Here is a 19,018-nt window from a genome sequence, read left to right as displayed (position 1 = left end):
ATATCTCTTTCCTCAAACACAACTATTCTATGATATTTCCTTCAAGGTCCAACTTGATTTCATCTCCTGATTTTGTCGTCGCTTTAATATAGATTAAGTTTCCGTCTTTATCAGTTTCGCCCCTAAATCTCTCATATTTATCGGACTCCACCAATACCTTTCCGTCATGAATTGCCAAAGTTGTGTAATCTTCAGTTTTCGTATCCGCGTATTTATGAACACTTAAAAGATCACCGTATGGTTCTTCAAAATCTTCATAGTATCCTTCCCAGATATTTCCTTCATAATCTATTATTTGATAACCAAACGGTCTATGTTCCTCACCGACATTATAGCTACTCTTACTATATAAAATCACCCCGGCATTAAATACATACGTATCATCTTTATAGTAGGGATGCATTATCACTTTCCCTTTAGCATTAATTACACCTTTACAGTGATAATGGCGATCGTATATAAAGGACAGACTATTATTTAAATTGGATCGAATATAGTAATATGCCGGTGGCAAAACAACATTTCCGTCATCTCCCAAGAACCCATATCCATCATAGAAATCACTATAAAACTTAACTATTCCATTCCCAAAAATCGTCCACTGATCATAGCCAAAATTGTTTTTATAATAATTATCTATTGACTCACTGTCTAAAAAACAATCCTCTAACTCGAACTCCCTATAATTAGAGCTATGCTTTATAACATATCTTAAAATATGTTGTCTGTGTGATGCCTTTGCCATTATAAGAAAAGGGTTATTAATCTTGAGTACCACTTTGGCATTTTGATCTATATAGTTTTTCCCGGTCCATGCAATCCCTGTCCTATCAAACGAAATATACTCATTATACTGTGCTCCCGAATCCATGCGAGTAACCAAATTCACAAACCCTACACGCCCTCTTTTCAGTCCCGTCCACTCCGGCATTCTATTCCAATCCACATAGGTTTCGGTAATCTCTTTGTCATCGGGATCAATCTGTACGGAATTCAAATATTCATCACTTATGATTCTTTCATGATGTTCGCTGTGATCATATGTAAAATATAAGTGGCTGCCATATACAAAGATGATGCCTACAATCGTAAGCATACATATTCTTATAATCCATTTTTCTCTTTTATGTTTGCCAAAGAAATCACGGCTCATATATTTTGCCATAGAAGATTCATATATAGCCAAGCGCATAGGACCACAAAAAAATCCGATTACACTCATTGTAGAACTGATCATCTTAATTTCAAAAATAAACCTTATGATCAACAAAGCATAGGATATTCCTATAAGAAGCGGAAATCTGCTTACAAACCCAATGATAATATTGCAAAAAAGAAGTATATTAAATGCTATCCATTTCTCACTTACGTTTTTAAATCTATTTATCAATTCATATTTACGGCAACGATCCGCCTCTACCGATGCGATATAATTTAGCACCACATAAGAGAAAACATTCAAAGCAAATTTAAGCAACACAAGAAGCATGAATATATATGGAATACATTTCAGGCTACTGTTTACTATGGATATTATAAGTTCAACAATATCCAACAAAATCGTTGCTTTGATAAGTTTATAAAAACCATGGAATTTATTGCCTGCTTCCTTTTTCAAAAACCTGTACACCAAAAAGTAAAGTAGTATCTTTACTCCATAAAGACCATAATCAATCTCTGAAAAAATAATTGGTTTGTAAAAACTAAAGACATGCAAAAACAGATTCAAAAAATTAAAAACTGCGATTGCATACAGAGCGCCCTTTATTGCTCCGGCATTGTTATTTACTTTTTTCATTCGTCTCTTTCCTCAATAATATTTCCTTCCGCATCCAAAAAAACATCCTCATTCCCCTTTTTGGAACGCGCTCTGATCTTAGTTATATTTCCGTTCTGATCCATCTTTTTAACATCATAGTCTTCATATAGGTCAGACTCAAACAAAACCTTACCCTTATAGATTGCTACCGCTTTATAATCTATTGAATCAACATCCTCGTATTTATGAAGACTTACAAAACTCCCACCACGTTCATAGTTCCAGTCTCCGTATAGTCCCTCTATTACGTTTCCTTCATAGTCCATTACATGGTACATGGTATGATCAAAATTTTTATTTTCAGGGGTATATTTTTCATCGTATAAAATAATACCCGCATTACATATATAAGAAGGGCCTTTGTAAAGCAGCTTTCCGTTCGAATTATAGATTTCATCATTTCCGTTTATATATATCTTTATCAAGTTGTTATGCGCACAAGCACATATAAAATATTTCGCCGAATAACAGGTTCCGTCTTCTTTTAATAAGCCATAATCATCATAAAAATCACTATAATATTCAACGTATCCGTTTTCAAAAATCGGACCTCGTCTTATATGTATAGTGCCAAATTGTTCTTCGTTCCTCTCTGCTGTAATCTCCCTATAATTAAAAACATCCTCTCTATCATATTTATTTCTATAACAATATTCCACTATAGCCCTAAATACATGCTGTCTATCGGATACCGTAGCTCTTTCCAAAAAGGGAATATGAGTAACTATCTCACCTTTTTTGTTTATAAAATTTGAATCTCCATCCCATGAAATATCAGAATCACCAAAGAACATGTACTTATATCGAGGTCCGGTATCCATTCCGGTTATCGTATTTAAAAATCCTCTTGTTTCTCTTCTTAGACCTGTCCACTCAGGCATTTGATTGTGAATTTCATAAACATACACATTATCTTCACCATATTCCTGGGGTTCCGATTCATACCATTGCTTTTTTGATAAGTATTTTTCATATTCTTCTTTATCATATGAAAAATACAGATATATTCCTCTACCGATCAATGCAATCAATACTGCAAAAAGGCTAACAATCAAAGATATCTTTGCGATCTTACTCGGATTAAACCGATGTATCGAATTCATATTTACATCACTTGTCTCTTTAATTGCTTTACCGAAAACATCCTTCTTGTCTGCTGTGGTTTTTATGATTTTTAACTCATATATAAATTTAACTATCAGTACAAGGTAACTTATAGGAAGAAAGTTCAAGGCAGAACCTGTTAATATGCCTACAAGCATTACGAAATTGGAGTAATTCCATAATTCTCCGGCGACATCTGAATCATTGTTATTGTTTTTCAATTCGGAATCATTAGGATCTGCATCTTCTTTTGTTACACCGATGAGATATTTATACGACAAGAAATTCAGAATATATTTTGTCCCTATGAAAAACATGATCACGAATGGAACAAGCTTCAAGCTGCAGTTTATTACAGAGATCAACAACTCAAGGATATCAATCCCCGCTGTTGCCAGTAACATATTGCAATAACCTCTGAATCTTTCCCCGGTATTTCTTTTAAGAAATCCATACACCAAAAAATACAGAAGTATCTTTACTCCATAAAGACCATAATCTATCTCTGAAAAAATAATTGGTTTGTAAAAACTAAAGACATGCAAAAACAGATTCAAAAAATTAAAAATAGCGATTGCATACAGAGCGCCCTTTATTGCCCCGGATTTATTTTGTCCCCTTTTCATTTTAACTCTTTTCCTTTTTGTAAAGATTATATTAACAATTTGATTATACGATACACGTCCCCTACTAGCAATAGAAAAGACAAAAAAAGAACAGGCTATTAATTCTTAGCCTGTTCTGTGTTTAACTGAGGAATTCTCTTATGCACTTCTTCTCCTCTTATCTCTATCATTGGAGAAGCCTTGCCTTCGATATAGTCTCTTGTAATTGTTACACGTCCGATATTCTCATCCTTGGGAATCTCATACATTATATCCAGCATGAAATCTTCGATGATGGCACGGAGTGCTCTGGCTCCGGTCTCTTTCTCCATTGCCTTTTCGGCAATGGCTTCAAGTGCGCTGTCATCAAATCTAAGATCCACTTCGTCGAGTGCAAGAAGCTTTTGATACTGCTTAAGTATAGCATTCTTGGGCTCCTTTAGGATCTTAACATACATCTCTTTGGTTAGAGCCTGAAGTGTACATATAATGGGAAGACGACCGAGGAACTCGGGAATCATTCCGAATTTCTTAAGGTCCTCAACAACTACATTGGATAAGATGTTGGGATCGTCTTCATATTTATCTTTAAGGTCTGCGTCAAATCCGATCGAAGTTTTCTTATTAAGTCTCTGTGTGATAATCTCCTCGATATCGGGGAAAGCACCGCCGCAGATAAATAAGATGTTTCTTGTGTTGACCGTAGCAAGAGGAACCATAGCGTTCTTGCTGCCTGCTCCTACGGGAACTTCAACTTCGGAGCCCTCAAGGAGCTTAAGCATTCCCTGCTGAACGGATTCACCGCTTACATCTCTTGATGTTGTATTTTTCTTCTTGGCAATCTTATCGATCTCATCGATAAAGATGATGCCGTGTTCTGTCTTCTCTACGTCATTGCCTGCTGCCGCAAGTAGCTTACTTACAACGCTCTCAATATCATCGCCGATATATCCGGCCTCTGTAAGTGATGTTGCATCAGCGATAGCAAGCGGCACATCAAGGAGCTTGGCAAGCGTCTTTACAAGATATGTCTTACCGCAACCTGTAGGTCCAAGTAGCAAAATGTTGGACTTCTCAATCTCTATGTCATCCATAGTGCCTGTAGCAACTCTCTTGTAGTGGTTGTACACGGCAACGGACATAACCTTTTTGGCCTGATCCTGACCTATAACATACTCGTCAAGCTTAGCTTTTATCTTGTGAGGTGCAGGGATATTCTTGATATCAAATGCAGGCTTTATCGTTGACTCACTCTTCTTTTTGATCTTCTGAGAGTTGGGAATTCCGCCGTTCATATTGAAGTTGTTACCGCCGGGGATATTACCCATATCAAACATGCCCATACCCGGGAAACCGCCCATATTCTTATTGAGCTCGTTCATAAGGTTGGGATTGTTCAGCATGTTCTGATAATCAAACTGGCTGACCGTATCCATCATCTTGTGCATACAGTCAGGGCAAACGCTGATGTTATTGGGAAGATGGAACATCTTGCCGGCTTTGCTCTCCGGTCTTCTGCACACGAAGCACACGTCCTCGAATGCGTTCTCCGAATTCGAGTTATTGCCTTCACTTCCGGAAGCACTGCCTTTATCTACAGTATTGTCTCCGCTTCCGCTGTTATTTCCATCACCGGTGCTGTTTACAGAAGTGTCTGTAGCATCTTTCTCATCACTTTTATTTTCAATATTGATTTCTTCGTCTACTTCTCTGAAATCAAGAATGTCGTCTCTGTTATCCTGCATTAATTACCCCGCTCTTTATCTTTCCTTTTTTAATCATCTGAAGACTCACTTGAAGCCTCATCCGCTTCATTTGTCTCCGCATCGGCATCATCCTTGGGTGCCTCTCCGAGAGTGATCTCCACTTCCATCTCTTTATACTCGGAACCGTCAGCTCTCATGATACTAACCTTAACCGGTGTTCCGACTTTATAATACTGAAGTCTTGTCTGAAGATCATTCATAGATGTGATCTCATGACCGTCAAATTTAACTATTACATCGCCCTTTATAAGACCTGCTGCCTCAGCACCGCCGCCTGGAGTTACCTTACGAACGTATACGCCCTGAGGAATTCCGTAAGCGTCAGTTACATCTGAAGGAACGCTGTCACCCTGAATTCCGACAAATCCGCGCTCTTCGTCCGCAACCTTGATCATTGTCTTTTCATTCATAAGCTGATCGATAATAGGCTTAGCATCTGAGATAGGGATTGCATAGCCCATACCTTCTACGGCATTACCACCGAGCTTATTTGAATTGATTCCGATAACCTCTCCGGTAAGATTAAGAAGCGCACCACCTGAGTTACCGGGATTGATAGCTGCATCAGTCTGAATAAATGTATGCTTCTCTCCGTTCTGACCTGTTGAAACTTCACGATTAAGCGCTGAGATAACGCCTGTTGTAACGGACTGGCCGTATCCAAGAGCATTACCTATTGCTATAGCAGGCTCACCGAGCTTAAGTGAATTGCTGTCGCCAAGTGTTGCTTCCTTGATGGAATCATAGGTCTCATCCGGAATATCTTCACGCATAACTGCGATAACAGCAAGGTCCATGTCTGAATTGGTTCCCTTAACCGCTGCATTCACAGATGTCTCGTCATTAAAGATTACTTCAAGTGAATCTGCCCCATCTATAACGTGATAGTTGGTTGCGATCAAAAGCTCTGTATCATTGTGTCCGACAATAATTCCGCTTCCTGAAGCCTGTGCCTCTTCCTCCTGAACATATCCAAAGAAATTGGCTGACTGAGTAAAGTTATTGTGAATGATAACCATTGCCGGCATAACTTCCTCAACAACGCCCGTCACATCGGTTACGACTGCTCGTGTCTCACCTGACGTAGTTGTCGTTGTCTTGATCTGATCGTCTTCCTCTTTTGTTTTATCTTCTTCCGTAGCTGCCGCACTGTTTTCCTGTGCCGCTGACTGATCGTCTTTTTCTTCCACCTGAGCAACTGTATTCTTCGGGCCAAAACCGCCTCTGAGATAATAAATACCTGCAAACGCACCGCCGCCTAAAAGAAGCAGAACCAGTAAAACTGCAATAACAGCTCCGACTTTCTTTTTCTTCTTAGGAGGCTTGGGAGCCTGTTCTTCTTTATTCTGATTGGTACTGTACTGATATGTACCATAGCCCTGGCTGTTAGAACCATAGCCATATGGACTCTGTCCGTTACTGTAAGGATTGTTGTTGTAAGAACTTGAATTATTGTTCTCATAAGAGTATCCGCTATAGCTATTATTGTTCTGTCCGTAGCTATTACTGTTAGATTTATTCTCATCCTCGTACATAGTTAGATACCTTCTTTCTTCTGCATACCTTTGAATTTATGGCTTTAGTATAGTTTCATTGTGTGACGCAATTGTGTTTTAATTATAATAAAACAATAATCAATAAATTAAAAATCCTCTTCTAAAACCTGAATCTCCATGTAGTCAAAAGACACTTCTTCTATAAACGCATCCTTCGTAAACCTGCACTTGTTGTGAAGTTGAAAATCCCTCACTGTGTTATCAAGCCAGATTGGCTTGGACAGATCCATCTCATAGCAGGCCTTCTCAATGGCATTCATCACCTTGTGAGTGCGCGTATCAGCGCTGTCATCGCAAACAACCATATCTTTTATCAAATGATTGTCATCGATAAGTCGAACCCATAATCTAAACATATTACTCTCCGTGCGGATTTATTTTAGTCTCTGTATCAGTCGTCATATCCGTTGGGGTTCTGACTCTGCCATCTCCATGAATCTTCGCACATCTCTTTGATGCCGTACTGAGCCTTCCATCCAAGCTCTTTTTCAGCCTTAGCTGCGCTAGCATAGCAAGTAGCGATATCTCCGGCTCTTCTTCCCTTTATAACATAAGGAATCTTCTTGCCTGTAGCAGCCTCGAAGTTCTTAACGATATCAAGAACGCTGTATCCGTTACCTGTTCCGAGATTGTAGATATTAAGACCGCTTCCCTTTTCGAGCTTCTTAAGAGCCTTAACATGTCCGAGCGCAAGATCCACAACATGGATATAATCTCTGACGCCCGTTCCGTCAGGTGTGTCATAATCATCACCGAAAACGCTGAGCTGCTGAAGCTTACCAACTGCAACTTGTGTGATGTAAGGCATAAGGTTGTTGGGGATTCCGTTGGGATTCTCACCGATCGTTCCGCTCTTGTGTGCTCCGATGGGATTGAAATAACGAAGAAGCACTACGTTCCACTCGGGATCTGCCTTCTGGATATCCGAAAGAACCTGCTCAAGCATTGACTTGGTCCAGCCGTAAGGGTTTGTACATGTTCCCTTGGGGCATTCCTCTGTAATAGGAACAAATGCGGGATCTCCGTATACAGTAGCGGATGATGAAAAGATAATGTTCTTGCATCCGTGCTTTCTCATAACATCCACAAGTGTAAGTGTTCCCGTGATGTTGTTGTCATAGTATTCCCAAGGCTTCTCAACGGATTCGCCTACAGCCTTAAGTCCCGCAAAATGGATAACTCCGTCGATCTTTTCTTTTGTAAAGATCTCCTCAAGCCCCTCCCTGTCCCTGATGTCAGTCTCATAAAAAGGAACTTTTTTACCTGTGATCGCCTCTACTCTCTTAAGACACTTGGAATTGGCATTGACAAGATTGTCCATAACAACCACGTCATATCCTGCATTCTGAAGTTCAACAACTGTGTGTGAACCGATAAATCCTGCTCCGCCTGTAACTAGTATTGCCATTGTATTATCTCCTTGATCGCTTTGCTTGTCGCAAAATATTTCTTATAATTCAATTCCGTTCTTCTTGCAGAGCTCTCTTGCAGACTCTACGGAATCAATACCCTCTTTATTTTTGATCGGTGCAAACTCATGCTCTCTTACAACCTCATAAGGAAGGCAGCTGTCGAGCATATGGATCATATCAAGTACGAGCTGCTCAAACTTGCATCCGTTGGGCTTCTCGGGCTTAATAAGATTGGCGTTTTCATCTATATAAGGAATCTTCTTCTCAACAACGTGAAGAGGAAGAGTCTTCTGAGCAATGTCAAAAAGAGCCTTCTCATTAAAGAGGTAGTTGAGAATAACGCCGTAGTTATATGCGGGATCACCGTTCTCGTCCTTGGCGTCCATCATCTCCTGTGAAAGCTCGTAATACTCTACGATTGAAGGCATGCCGTCCTCAAGACACATAACTCCGACCTTCTCATCGGGAGCATTCTTTCTTACAACCTTGGCTCCGCAAGCAACACCTGCATTAACTGTCGCGCCCACAAAGCAAGGATCTGCGATTCTCTGAAGTACGTTATCAACCGCAAAAATATCGATCCACTCGATGCCCTCTTTAAGGATCACGTCGCGAAGACCTGCCTTAAGCATTGATGAATACCAGCCTGCGTTACCGTTGGGAGAAGTAGAGATCCTGTTCTTGCCCTCCATATAAACTTTTCCGTCGTAATCGGAAGCGGGTGCCATATCCTGCTTAAAGAATGTAACCTTATCCTCGGGATATCCGAAGAACTTGTGCTCTTTTAAGAAATTAACAGTAGCATCGTTGTTCTTTTCACTTGTCATGATAAAGAGATGGATGTAGCTTCCGTCAGCCTGTTTAACTGTATCGAGAAGGTTCTCGATAATTCTCTGGAAAATATAAACGGGCTTTGTAAGTCCGATGTCATACATTCCCTTGGGGTTGTCGGAACCAAGTCTTGTTCCCATTCCTCCTGCCAAAAGAACTGCAGCAACCTTGCCTGCCTTGATCGTCTCAACACCAATCTTTTTAAATTCGTCTTTTCTTTTCTCTATCTCTGAAACCTGCATTGCGGCGAGAGGTTCAAATTTTCCTCTTCCTGCGCTGTGTCCCAAATTCTTACAATTCTCAAGTACCGCAAAATCAGTATCTTCTATCTGCTGTAAGAGTTCCGCCTTCTCACTCTCCGAAAGCTCGTCGTAATATTTCAGTACATGTGTCTGGCCGTACTGTTCCAGTTTCTTTTTTGCTTCTTCAAAATTCATGTTACCCTCCAATGGCCATATAGTTTTTTCAGCCGTAGACTATATTATACTACATTTTTGGCAAAAAAATAATGAAGTTCTGCTCTCGCTTCCGCACACAAAAAACGCCCCTCGCTAAAGCGAAGGGCGCTGAAAATTCACTGTATTGTAGAAGCCGTTCTATCAGCCCTGTGCAGGTGCTGCGGGTGCTGAAGATGCCTCTGCGGCTGCATCGGGTGCAGGCTCTGCTACGGGAGCGGGTGTTCCGGGAACCCAACCAGCGGGATCTACAAGGACACCGTTCTTATCAAATGTGCAAGGCACGTTATCAAGAGGTGCGCTCACATTGGCAAGCATCTTTCCGTTGTTGGCATCAAAGTAATGCCATCCGTCGGGAAGCTCTACCCAACCTACAACCTGATGTCCGTCTGTAGGATCAAGATAATATACACCATCCTGAAGTCCTGCAAGACCAACAACCATCTTGCCGTCTGCGCCGAAGTAGAAGTTACGTCCCTCGATCGCATTCCAGCCTGTTACCATCTTTCCGTCAGGTCCGAAGTAGAATCTGTTTGCAAGATCTCCACTCCATCCTACCTGCATAACGCCGTCCTCTCCGAAGAGATAGTTAGCTTTCTCAATAGTCTGAAGACCTACAACTGCGGTATGTGTGTCAGGTGCGAAGTAGAAACGCTGTCCCTGCTCGTTGGAGAACCATCCTGCAACAGCCACTCCGTCTGCACCGAACATATACTTACCTGTCTCAAGTGCTTGCATACCTGTCTGCATTGCGCCGTTGGGAGCAAAGAAATAAAGCTTGTCACCTATCTGAGTAAGGCCTGTGCGCATTACATACTGCTCATCAAAGTAATGCTTGCCGTCCTCGAGATCAACGAAACCTCTCTGGCAAACGCCGTTGGGATCTGTATAATATACTGTACCGCCAAGGTTAAGAAGACCTGTGCGCTTAACACCGTTCTCATCAAAATAGTAGTGACCGCCCTCGATATCGGCAAAACCTGTCTGTGCAAGTCCGCCTGCTCCGGGATTAAGGAAGAAAATACCATTCTCATCCTGGAACCATCCTGTCTGAACAACTCCGGTCGGATCTGTATGATACTTCTGACCTGCAAGATTGAGCCATCCGAACTGTTTACGATAATTGCTGTAGTAGAATGTCTGTCCGCCTACGTTATTGAATCCCTCAGGAATGATACGTGAGAAATAATCTGAATAAAGATGGTCAACGTCTACTCTTCCAGCAATTCCGGGATATGATCCACTGCTTGATGACTGCCACATTACGTAGTCACCCGCATACTCAAGCTTATCACTGTACTGTGCGATCCACTTTGCGCCGGCTACCACGGGCATTCTGTCTCTGTACCAGTTTCTGCTGGCGTAAACCATTGACTCATAGCCTGCACCGTTGATTATTCCGCAGAATGTATCTGCGATAGCCTGAAGCTGCTGAGGGTTAAGTCCCTTCTGACATGAATCTTCTATATCTATAGCAATGGGGAAAGTTACCGAATAAGGCGCAACCCACTGAAGAACCTGATTAGCCTCTGCTGCAGCCTGCTCAGGTGTTGTTGCATAAGAATAGATATAAATACCGGTTCTGATACCTGCCGCGTTTGCCCCGTTGATGTTATTTACAAATTGCTCGTCTAATCCCTTTTTGGTAGATCCTACCCTGATCATAGCAAACCTTACACCGGCTGCCTTAACCTGCTGCCAGTTGATGCCACCCTGATACTTGGATACATCGATACCTGTGGCAACTTCTGCGCCTGCCGCTTTAGCACCTACGCTTGCAACGGGCGTAAAAAATAGGGATGCCGCCATTACGGGCAGTATTCCTACCGAAAGAATTGCTCTGGTCGTTTTTTTCATTAAATCTTCTCCTCTCCTCATTTCTAAAATTTATTCACTAACCTAAAAAATTATAACATGAAAATGTGTCCATTTTTTTATTAAAACAATATTTGATTATAAAAAAGCATTTTCTAAACTAGACTATCTTATTCGGTTAGCATATGCTAACATTATGATAACGCAGAAAACACAGGAGGTATTTTCAAATGAGTGAAATTTTTAAAGGTATTCCCGAGATTAAATTTGAGGGAAAAGACAGCAAAAATCCATTAGCTTTCAAATACTATGATCCCAAGAGAGTTATTATGGGTAAAACAATGGAAGAGCACCTTCCTTTCGCAATGGCTTGGTGGCACAATCTCGGCGCCAACGGCGTAGACATGTTCGGAAGAGGCACAGCGGATAAATCCTTCGGAGCTAGTGAAGAAGGAACCATGGAACACGCTAAAGCCAAAGTTGATGCCGGCTTTGAGTTCATGAAAAAGCTCGGTATCAAGTACTTCTGTTTCCACGATGTTGACCTTGTTCCCGAAGCCGATGACATAAACGAGACCAACAGACGTCTTGATGAGATCTCCGATTACATCCTTGAGAAGATGAAAGGCACAGATATCAAGTGTCTCTGGGGAACAGCCAACATGTTCAGCAATCCTCGTTTCATGGCAGGTGCCGGAAGCACATGTTCAGCCGACGTATTCTGCTTCGCAGCTGCTCAGGTTAAAAAAGCTCTCGACATCACCGTTAAGCTCGGCGGCCGCGGATACGTATTCTGGGGCGGACGTGAAGGATATGAGACCCTCCTTAATACAGATGTAAAATTCGAACAGGAGAATATCGCAAAGCTCATGCACCTTGCTGTTGATTACGGCAGAAGCATCGGCTTTACAGGCGACTTCTACATCGAGCCCAAGCCGAAGGAGCCCATGAAACACCAGTACGACTTTGACGCCGCTACAGCTATCGGTTTCCTTCGTCAGTACGGTCTTGATAAGGACTTCAAGATGAACATCGAAGCTAACCACGCTACACTTGCTCAGCATACCTTTGAGCATGAGCTCAGGATCAGCGCCATCAACGGAATGCTCGGTTCAATCGATGCCAATCAGGGCGATCCGCTTCTCGGATGGGATACCGACGAATTCCCTTGCAACGTATATGACGCAACAATGGCAATGTACGAAGTACTTAAGTCCGGCGGACTTACAGGCGGATTTAACTTCGACTCCAAGAACAGACGTCCCAGCTACACATATGAAGATATGTTCTACGCATTCATCATTGGTATGGACACTTTTGCACTCGGACTTATCAAAGCTGCAGAGCTCATTGAGGACGGACGTATCGAAGATTTCATCAAAGAGCGTTATTCAACATTTGAGAGCGAGATCGGTAAGAAGATCCGCCAGGGCAACACCAGCCTTGCAGAGCTTTCCGATTATGCTTGCAATATGAAAGCTCCGGAACTTCCTATATCAGGAAGACAGGAACTTCTTGAGAGCATTGTCAACAACGTACTCTTTGCCAACTAAGATGTGACAGACGCGTAGATCTTATATCGGCGCGCTTCCTACATACTTTTTTCCATTATGAAAAGAGCGGGACCGAAAGGCCTCGCTCTTTTCTATAGGTTAATTGGTTAATTAGAATATGTCTTTAATCTGAAATTACTTGTTGAAAGGATTCTCTGTAGGATAAGGAAGAGATGCAGGCTGGTTGTAGCCGATTGTCTCTGCTCCGATATACTTAAATACCTCATAGAGAGCCTTTCCGAAGTGGCCGAATGCTACAGCGCCGTGGTGAGGGAAGTTGCCCTCGATAAGTACGTGTCTGTAGAATCTTCCCATCTCAGGAATAGCGAATACACCGATACCACCGAATGACTTAGTAGCAACAGGAAGAACCTCTCCCTCTGCAACGTATGTGCGAAGGTGATTGTCTGATGTGCTCTGAAGTCTGAAGAATGTGATATCTCCGGGGATGATATCTCCCTCGAGAGTTCCCTGTGTAACTTCCTCGGGAAGGTTTCTGGCCATGATCCTCTGGAACTTCATCTCGCAGCTTGAAAGCTTGCCTGTGCATGTATTTCCGCAGTGGAAGCCCATGAATGTATCTGTGTGCTTGTAATCGAACTTGCCCTTGATGCTCTCGTTGTACATATCCTCAGGAACTGAGTTGTTGATATCAAGGAGAGTAACTGAATCGTTACTTACGCATGTTCCGATGAACTCACTGATAGCACCGTAGATATCTACCTCGCAAGATACGGGGATTCCGCGTCCTGTAAGTCTTGAGTTAACGTAGCAAGGAACGAATCCGAACTGTGTCTGGAATGCAGGCCAGCACTTTCCTGCGATAGCTACATACTTCTTATAGCCTCTGTGCTCCTCAATCCAGTCAAGAAGTGTAAGCTCATACTGAGCAAGCTTCTCAAGGATTTCAGGCTTCTTGTTGCCTGCGCCGAGATCCTTCTCCATGTCCTTAACAACATCGGGAATTCTCTTGTCGCCTGCGTGCTTGTTGAAGCTCTCGAAGAGGTCAAGTTCTGAGTTCTCTTCGATCTCTGCGCCCATGTTGTAGATCTGCTGGATAGGTGCGTTACAAGCAAGGAAGTTCATAGGTCTGGGACCAAAGCTGATGATCTTGAGATCACGAAGGCCTGCAATAGCTCTTGCGATAGGCACGAACTCGTTGATCATCTTAGCGCATCCCTCTGCTGTTCCAACGGGATACTCAGGTATATATGCCTTTACGTTACGAAGGTGGAGGTTGTAGCTTGCATTAAGCATTCCGCAGTAAGCATCTCCTCTTCCGTCGATAAGGTCATTCTGTGACTCCTCTGCTGCAGCACAGAACATGATAGGTCCGTCAAAGTGCTTAGCAAGAAGTGTCTCTGAAATTTCAGGTCCGAAGTTTCCAAGATATACGCAAAGTGCGTTACATCCTGCCTTCTTAATATCTTCAAGAGCATTGACCATGTCAATCTCACTCTCGATGATGCAGATAGGACACTCATATACGTCCTTATCATTGTAGTTTTTCTTGTATGCTTCAACCAAAGCTTTTCTTCTGTTTACTGCAAGAGATGCAGGGAAACAGTCACGGCTGACAGCAACAAGACCGATTTTTACTTCAGGCATGTTGATCATAAAAAATCCCCTTTCTTTTGCGCGTTTTGCGCTATACCTTTCTTTGTCCTTCTTTATATCAAGAGTTGCCAAACTCTCTAAAGAACTAATTAAATACAGTTATTTTTTCATGCCATACACTGTATAAATGACATTATACCACTTCATCACGAAGGGTTAAATCTGAACTTCTGCCTTTACGCAAGTTTTTCCTGTGAGCTCTTTTGATCTCTCATCAGGCTGCATTGTTCCGGCAAAAATATCGAACTTCTTGGAAAAGATCTTTCTGTTTCCGTCGTTGTCTACCGATGTAAATGCCTTGTCTTTTACAAAGACAGTTATCTTCTCCGAAGCGCCCGCCTCAAGATGAACTCTCTTGAATCCGCAAAGGCAAGGATTGGGAATAGCAAGCTCGAATTCCTTGTCCTTGATGTAGATCTGAACTACATCATCAGTTGCAACTTTACCTTCGTTGGAAACGGTAACGGTAACTTCCGCACCTTCTACATTTCCGTCGGAAGACTTCTTAACGGCCACATCGATGTCCTTGCATACAACATCGCCGTATGTAAGACCGTAACCAAAAGGATAAAGAGGCTTGCCCTCAAAATATCTGTAGGTTCTGTTCTTCATTGAGTAATCCCTGAAATCGGGAAGCTCTTCTGAAGAATAGTAGAATGTAACGGGAAGCTTTCCTGAAGGTGATACATCTCCAAAGAGGATATCCGCAACATCCTTACCGCCAAGAGCACCGGGATACCAAGCCTGGATTACAGCGCTTGCCTCGTCCTCAGCCTTGGAAAGGTTGATGGCACTACCTGACATATTGATAACGATAGTAGGCTTCTTCATCTCAAGTACTGAGTTGATGAGCTGTCTCTGAGGCATGGGAAGATTAAGATTGATCTTATCTCCTGAGGCAAACTGGTTACCTGTATCTCCCTCTTCACCTTCGAGAGTCTCGTCGAGACCGACTACCACTACAACCACATCCGAATACTCGGCTACTGCCTGAGCCTCTGCGATTCTGTCCGAACCGTTGGGATCTGACAGCGCACTTGCATTGGTCTGCCAGAGGTGACTACCCTCTGAATAAAGTACCCTTACATCGTCGCCGAGCTTATCCTGGATACCTTCAAGAACAGTGATATATCTTGAAGAAGTTCCGTGATAATTACCTATAAGTGCAGATCTTGAATCCGCGTTGGGACCAACTACACCGATAGTTTTTAACTTGTTCTTATCAAGAGGAAGTATTCCGTCGTTCTTAAGAAGTACGATACTCTCCTTTGCAGCCTTGTGAGCGACCGCAAGATGGTCTTTACTCTCAACGACTGTATACGGAATCTCATCCATCTCAGTCTTATCAAACATTCCGAGAAGGAATCTTGTTGTAAACAATCTCTCGCAAGACTCTGTGATAACACTCTCTTTTACAAGTCCTGCTCTGTATGCGTTCATGAGCTTCTGGTATGTACATCCGCAGTTAAGGTCGCAACCCATCTCAAGCGCAAGTGCAACCGACTCCTCGGGAGTTCCGGTAACCTTGTGATTTTCATGGAAATCTCTTACAGCCCAGCAGTCTGAAACGAAGTGTCCTTCGAATCCCCACTTGCCTCTGAGAAGATCCACCATAAGAGGTTTGTTTGCACAGCAAGGCTCGTCATTGGTTCTGTTGTAAGCACCCATAACAGCCTCAACATCAGCTTCCTTAACACAAGCCTCGAATGCGGGAAGGTATGTTTCCTCAAGATCCTTGGCTGAAGCCTTGGCATTGAAATAATGTCTCTCCGCCTCGGGACCTGAGTGTACAGCGAAGTGCTTGGCACAAGCTGCTGCCTTCATGTACTCACCGTCGCCCTGAATACCTTTGATAAAAGGAACTGCAAGAGTACTTGTAAGGAAAGGATCCTCACCGTATGTCTCATGTCCTCTTCCCCATCTGGGATCTCTGAAAATATTGACGTTGGGAGCCCAGAATGTAAGTCCCTTGTAAATGTCTCTGTCTCCGCGCTTGGACTGCTCGTTGTACTTGGCTCTTCCCTCGAGGGCGATGATATCACCGATATCCTTCATCATATCCTCATCGAAAGCAGCTGCAATACCGATAGCCTGCGGGAACATTGTTGCCGTACCTGCTCGCGCAACACCGTGGAGTGCCTCATTCCACCAGTTGTAAGCAGGAATCCCCAATCTCTCGATTGCGGGTGCATCGTAACGAAGCTGAGACGCCTTCTCCTCAACGGTCATCTTCGCAACGAGCTCTTTAGCTCTTTTTCTTGCCTCTTCTCTGTTCATTAATCCACCTCATTTAGTATGTTAAGATTCCTAATACGATTCCAATAACATGTATAAACATTGTACTGAGGTTCCAAGTTGCATTCCTATCATTTAATGCTTTTTATGTCTTGAATTATGCGAAAAAAGAAACAGGCCGGCGGCCTGCTCTTTAGTATATCTTCCTTCCCTTCTCATCGGGAATGTCGCTCTTTCTAAAGAAATATGAGTTGATCTGATCCCTCCACTCATTGGCGTTTTCAACCTGAAGCTTAAACCTTTCCATTACTCTCTCAAATACATCTTCGGGCACTGCGCCTTTTAACGATTCCCATTTTTCCATCAGCTCTTTTGCCTGCTTCGCTCCTTCAAAATGCGAATCGTAGATGTACTGAATAAGCGTCTGCCCGCTCTTTAGCTTGTAGGTATAAGGAATCCTATGGAAGAAAAGAAGCAGCTCCTCGGGGCAGGTATCGGGATCGTTAAACATATCCGCATTCTTCTTATAATACTGCTGCGCATATCCTGTTCCCTTATCGCTTCTGTCAACGCCAATCGCATGGTGATCTGCTCTGTGATAGGTTCCCCATCTTGAATACTCATATCCGTCAACGCTCGGTCCGTAGTGCGTATTGGGTGTCACCATCCAACCGATTCCGAGAGGAGATGTGTATTTCTCATATATTTCTCTTGAATTTAGGAGCATGTCGACCAGAGTATCTTCCGATTTTTTATCCATATGATAAGTAAGGGAAACCCACTCTCTTGCTATCTCCTCAGAGCTAAGGCTCATATCAAAAGCAAGTCTTCCAAAGCCGTAAAGATTGGCAGCCGCAAGGTCGTTCCCTGTCCAGTTGTAGTCATTACCGGTGTTGATGACAGCCGCAAAGCCGGCATTCTTATTGCCCATCGTCTTTCCGCTTATGATATCGGCGACAGTGTCCGCGCCTTCTTTGCAATATGTATGGAAATCCAGTACTTCCTTGAACATCGGAATAAGATAGCACAGATCTATCTGATGTCCTGTGTATTCCTGTGCGATCTGAACTTCAAGAATTTGATTGGTCTTTGTAAGCCCTCCAAGTAGCGGAGAAACGGGCTCTCTTATCTGGAAATCCATCGGTCCGTTCTTGATCTGAAGGATAACGTTGTCGCGATACGCTCCGTCAAATTCCTTAAAGTAGTCATAGCCGGCTCTTGCTCTGTCAGTCTTATGATCGCGCCAATCCTGAGTGCAGTTGTAGACAAAACATCTCCAGATGATAATCCCGCCAAAAGGCTCTACGGCATCAGCAAGCATATTGGCTCCGTCAGCTTGCGTTCTTCCGTAGGTAAAAGGTCCTGGTCTTCCCTCGGAATCTGCTTTTACAAGGAAGCCTCCGATACCGGGAAGCTTTTCAAATACTTCTTTTGCCTTGTCTTTCCACCAGGAAATGACTGTCTCATCAAGTGGATCGCAGGTATCAAAGCCACCTATCTCGATAGGAGAAGCGAAATTGATCGTAAGATACAGCTTTATTCCGTAATCTGCAAATATATCCTGCAACTTTTTTACCTTGTCAAAAAATCTGTCGGTTATAAGATACGTCGCTGCGCCTTTTACATTGACGTTGTTTATGGCGATCGCGTTTATCCCGATGCTTGCCATAAGTCTTGCGTAATCGACAGTTCTGTCATTAATAATTATGTCATCGTTTTCAAAAAAGAATGATTCTCCGGAATATCCTCTCTCTATGCTTCCGTCCATGTTGTCCCAGTGATTCATCATTCGAAGCGGATTGGAAGGAGAAGATTTCTCATTAACACTTTCAATAGAAACTCCCATAGCAAGGTTTCTAAGAAGCGCAAATACTCCGTAAAGGATTCCGTTTTCATCGCTTGCTTTTACGGTGATCTTACTATCTGCGCCTGCAATCTCATAGCCTTCCTTTGCGACTGATGATTCTCTGACAAAAGAGATCTTTGCAAACCCATTAAATCCCCTTTCCAGCTCTTTTGCCGCACTTTTTATGATCCTGTTTTCGGCGTCAAATCCTTCAATTGTCAGAGTCTGCGAGCCGCCTAGCTCAGTTACCTTGTCATATGAAAGCCAAAGCTCTGACCACTTCTTTTTTTCCATCAAAAAAATCCTTTCAGTTTACGAAAATTTACGAAAATATCTAGCTACTATTTTGGGTGTTATATGGTAAAATACTTCTGTAATTTACAGTAGTTTACACGCAAGGAGTT

12 protein-coding genes are annotated in these 19,018 nt (G+C 42.6%); 1 reads left to right on the top strand and 11 read right to left on the bottom strand.

The window, feature by feature from the left end; all coding sequences use genetic code 11:
* Positions 1-22: 22 nt before the first annotated feature.
* The 8 genes from D6853_RS10615 to D6853_RS10580 all read right to left on the bottom strand — a co-directional run bounded on the left by D6853_RS10615 (position 23) and on the right by D6853_RS10580 (position 11,405).
* The gene (locus tag D6853_RS10615) at positions 23-1,798 is read right to left on the bottom strand and encodes a hypothetical protein (protein ID WP_120657989.1); all 1,776 of its coding nucleotides are present in this window, start codon (positions 1,796-1,798) and stop codon (positions 23-25) included.
* A complete protein-coding gene (locus D6853_RS10610; RefSeq protein WP_120657988.1) occupies positions 1,795-3,549 on the bottom strand; it encodes a hypothetical protein in 1,755 nt (584 codons plus the stop codon). Before D6853_RS10610 ends, D6853_RS10615 begins: the two co-directional genes overlap by 4 nt.
* A 98-nt stretch (positions 3,550-3,647) precedes the next feature.
* Entirely contained in the window at positions 3,648-5,273 is a 1,626-nt protein-coding gene (gene clpX / locus D6853_RS10605; protein WP_120657987.1) for an ATP-dependent Clp protease ATP-binding subunit ClpX, read from the bottom strand.
* A gap of 29 nt (positions 5,274-5,302) precedes the next feature.
* A complete protein-coding gene (locus D6853_RS10600; RefSeq protein WP_120657986.1) occupies positions 5,303-6,829 on the bottom strand; it encodes a S1C family serine protease in 1,527 nt (508 codons plus the stop codon).
* A 107-nt stretch (positions 6,830-6,936) separates the two neighbouring features.
* Complete coding sequence (locus D6853_RS10595) at positions 6,937-7,206, bottom strand: hypothetical protein (protein WP_120657985.1); 270 nt, start codon at positions 7,204-7,206, stop codon at positions 6,937-6,939.
* A 35-nt stretch (positions 7,207-7,241) separates the two neighbouring features.
* Positions 7,242-8,258 carry a UDP-glucose 4-epimerase GalE gene (gene galE, locus D6853_RS10590; RefSeq protein ID WP_120657984.1) on the bottom strand — a complete coding sequence of 339 codons (1,017 nt, stop codon included), beginning with the start codon at positions 8,256-8,258 and terminating at the stop codon, positions 7,242-7,244.
* Positions 8,259-8,300: 42 nt separating this feature from the next.
* Positions 8,301-9,530, bottom strand: coding sequence for a UTP--glucose-1-phosphate uridylyltransferase (locus D6853_RS10585; RefSeq protein WP_120657983.1), 1,230 nt, complete (start codon positions 9,528-9,530; stop codon positions 8,301-8,303).
* 162 nt (positions 9,531-9,692) lie between these two features.
* The gene (locus D6853_RS10580; protein WP_158588731.1) at positions 9,693-11,405 is read right to left on the bottom strand and encodes a GH25 family lysozyme; all 1,713 of its coding nucleotides are present in this window, start codon (positions 11,403-11,405) and stop codon (positions 9,693-9,695) included.
* A gap of 188 nt (positions 11,406-11,593) precedes the next feature.
* Between D6853_RS10580 and xylA the strand changes: the two genes are divergently transcribed.
* A complete protein-coding gene (gene xylA / locus D6853_RS10575; RefSeq protein WP_120657981.1) occupies positions 11,594-12,916 on the top strand; it encodes a xylose isomerase in 1,323 nt (440 codons plus the stop codon).
* Positions 12,917-13,051: 135 nt separating this feature from the next.
* Here the strand turns inward: xylA and D6853_RS10570 are convergent, their stop codons facing one another.
* From D6853_RS10570 to D6853_RS10560, 3 genes are all read right to left on the bottom strand, one after another.
* Positions 13,052-14,533, bottom strand: a complete 1,482-nt coding sequence (locus D6853_RS10570) for an L-fucose/L-arabinose isomerase family protein (protein WP_120658142.1) — start codon at positions 14,531-14,533, stop codon at positions 13,052-13,054.
* A gap of 156 nt (positions 14,534-14,689) precedes the next feature.
* Positions 14,690-16,810: a glycoside hydrolase family 3 C-terminal domain-containing protein gene (locus tag D6853_RS10565; protein ID WP_120657980.1), complete on the bottom strand. Its 2,121-nt coding sequence runs from the start codon at positions 16,808-16,810 to the stop codon at positions 14,690-14,692.
* A gap of 151 nt (positions 16,811-16,961) precedes the next feature.
* Entirely contained in the window at positions 16,962-18,908 is a 1,947-nt protein-coding gene (locus D6853_RS10560) for an alpha-glucuronidase (RefSeq protein WP_120657979.1), read from the bottom strand.
* Between the last annotated feature and the right edge of the window lie 110 nt (positions 18,909-19,018).

It is taken from the genome of Butyrivibrio sp. X503, from assembly GCF_003625475.1.
In the GTDB taxonomy this organism is placed as follows: domain Bacteria; phylum Bacillota; class Clostridia; order Lachnospirales; family Lachnospiraceae; genus Butyrivibrio.
Note: the sequence above shows the minus strand (reverse complement) of the source record. Positions and strands in the feature narration are given on the sequence as shown.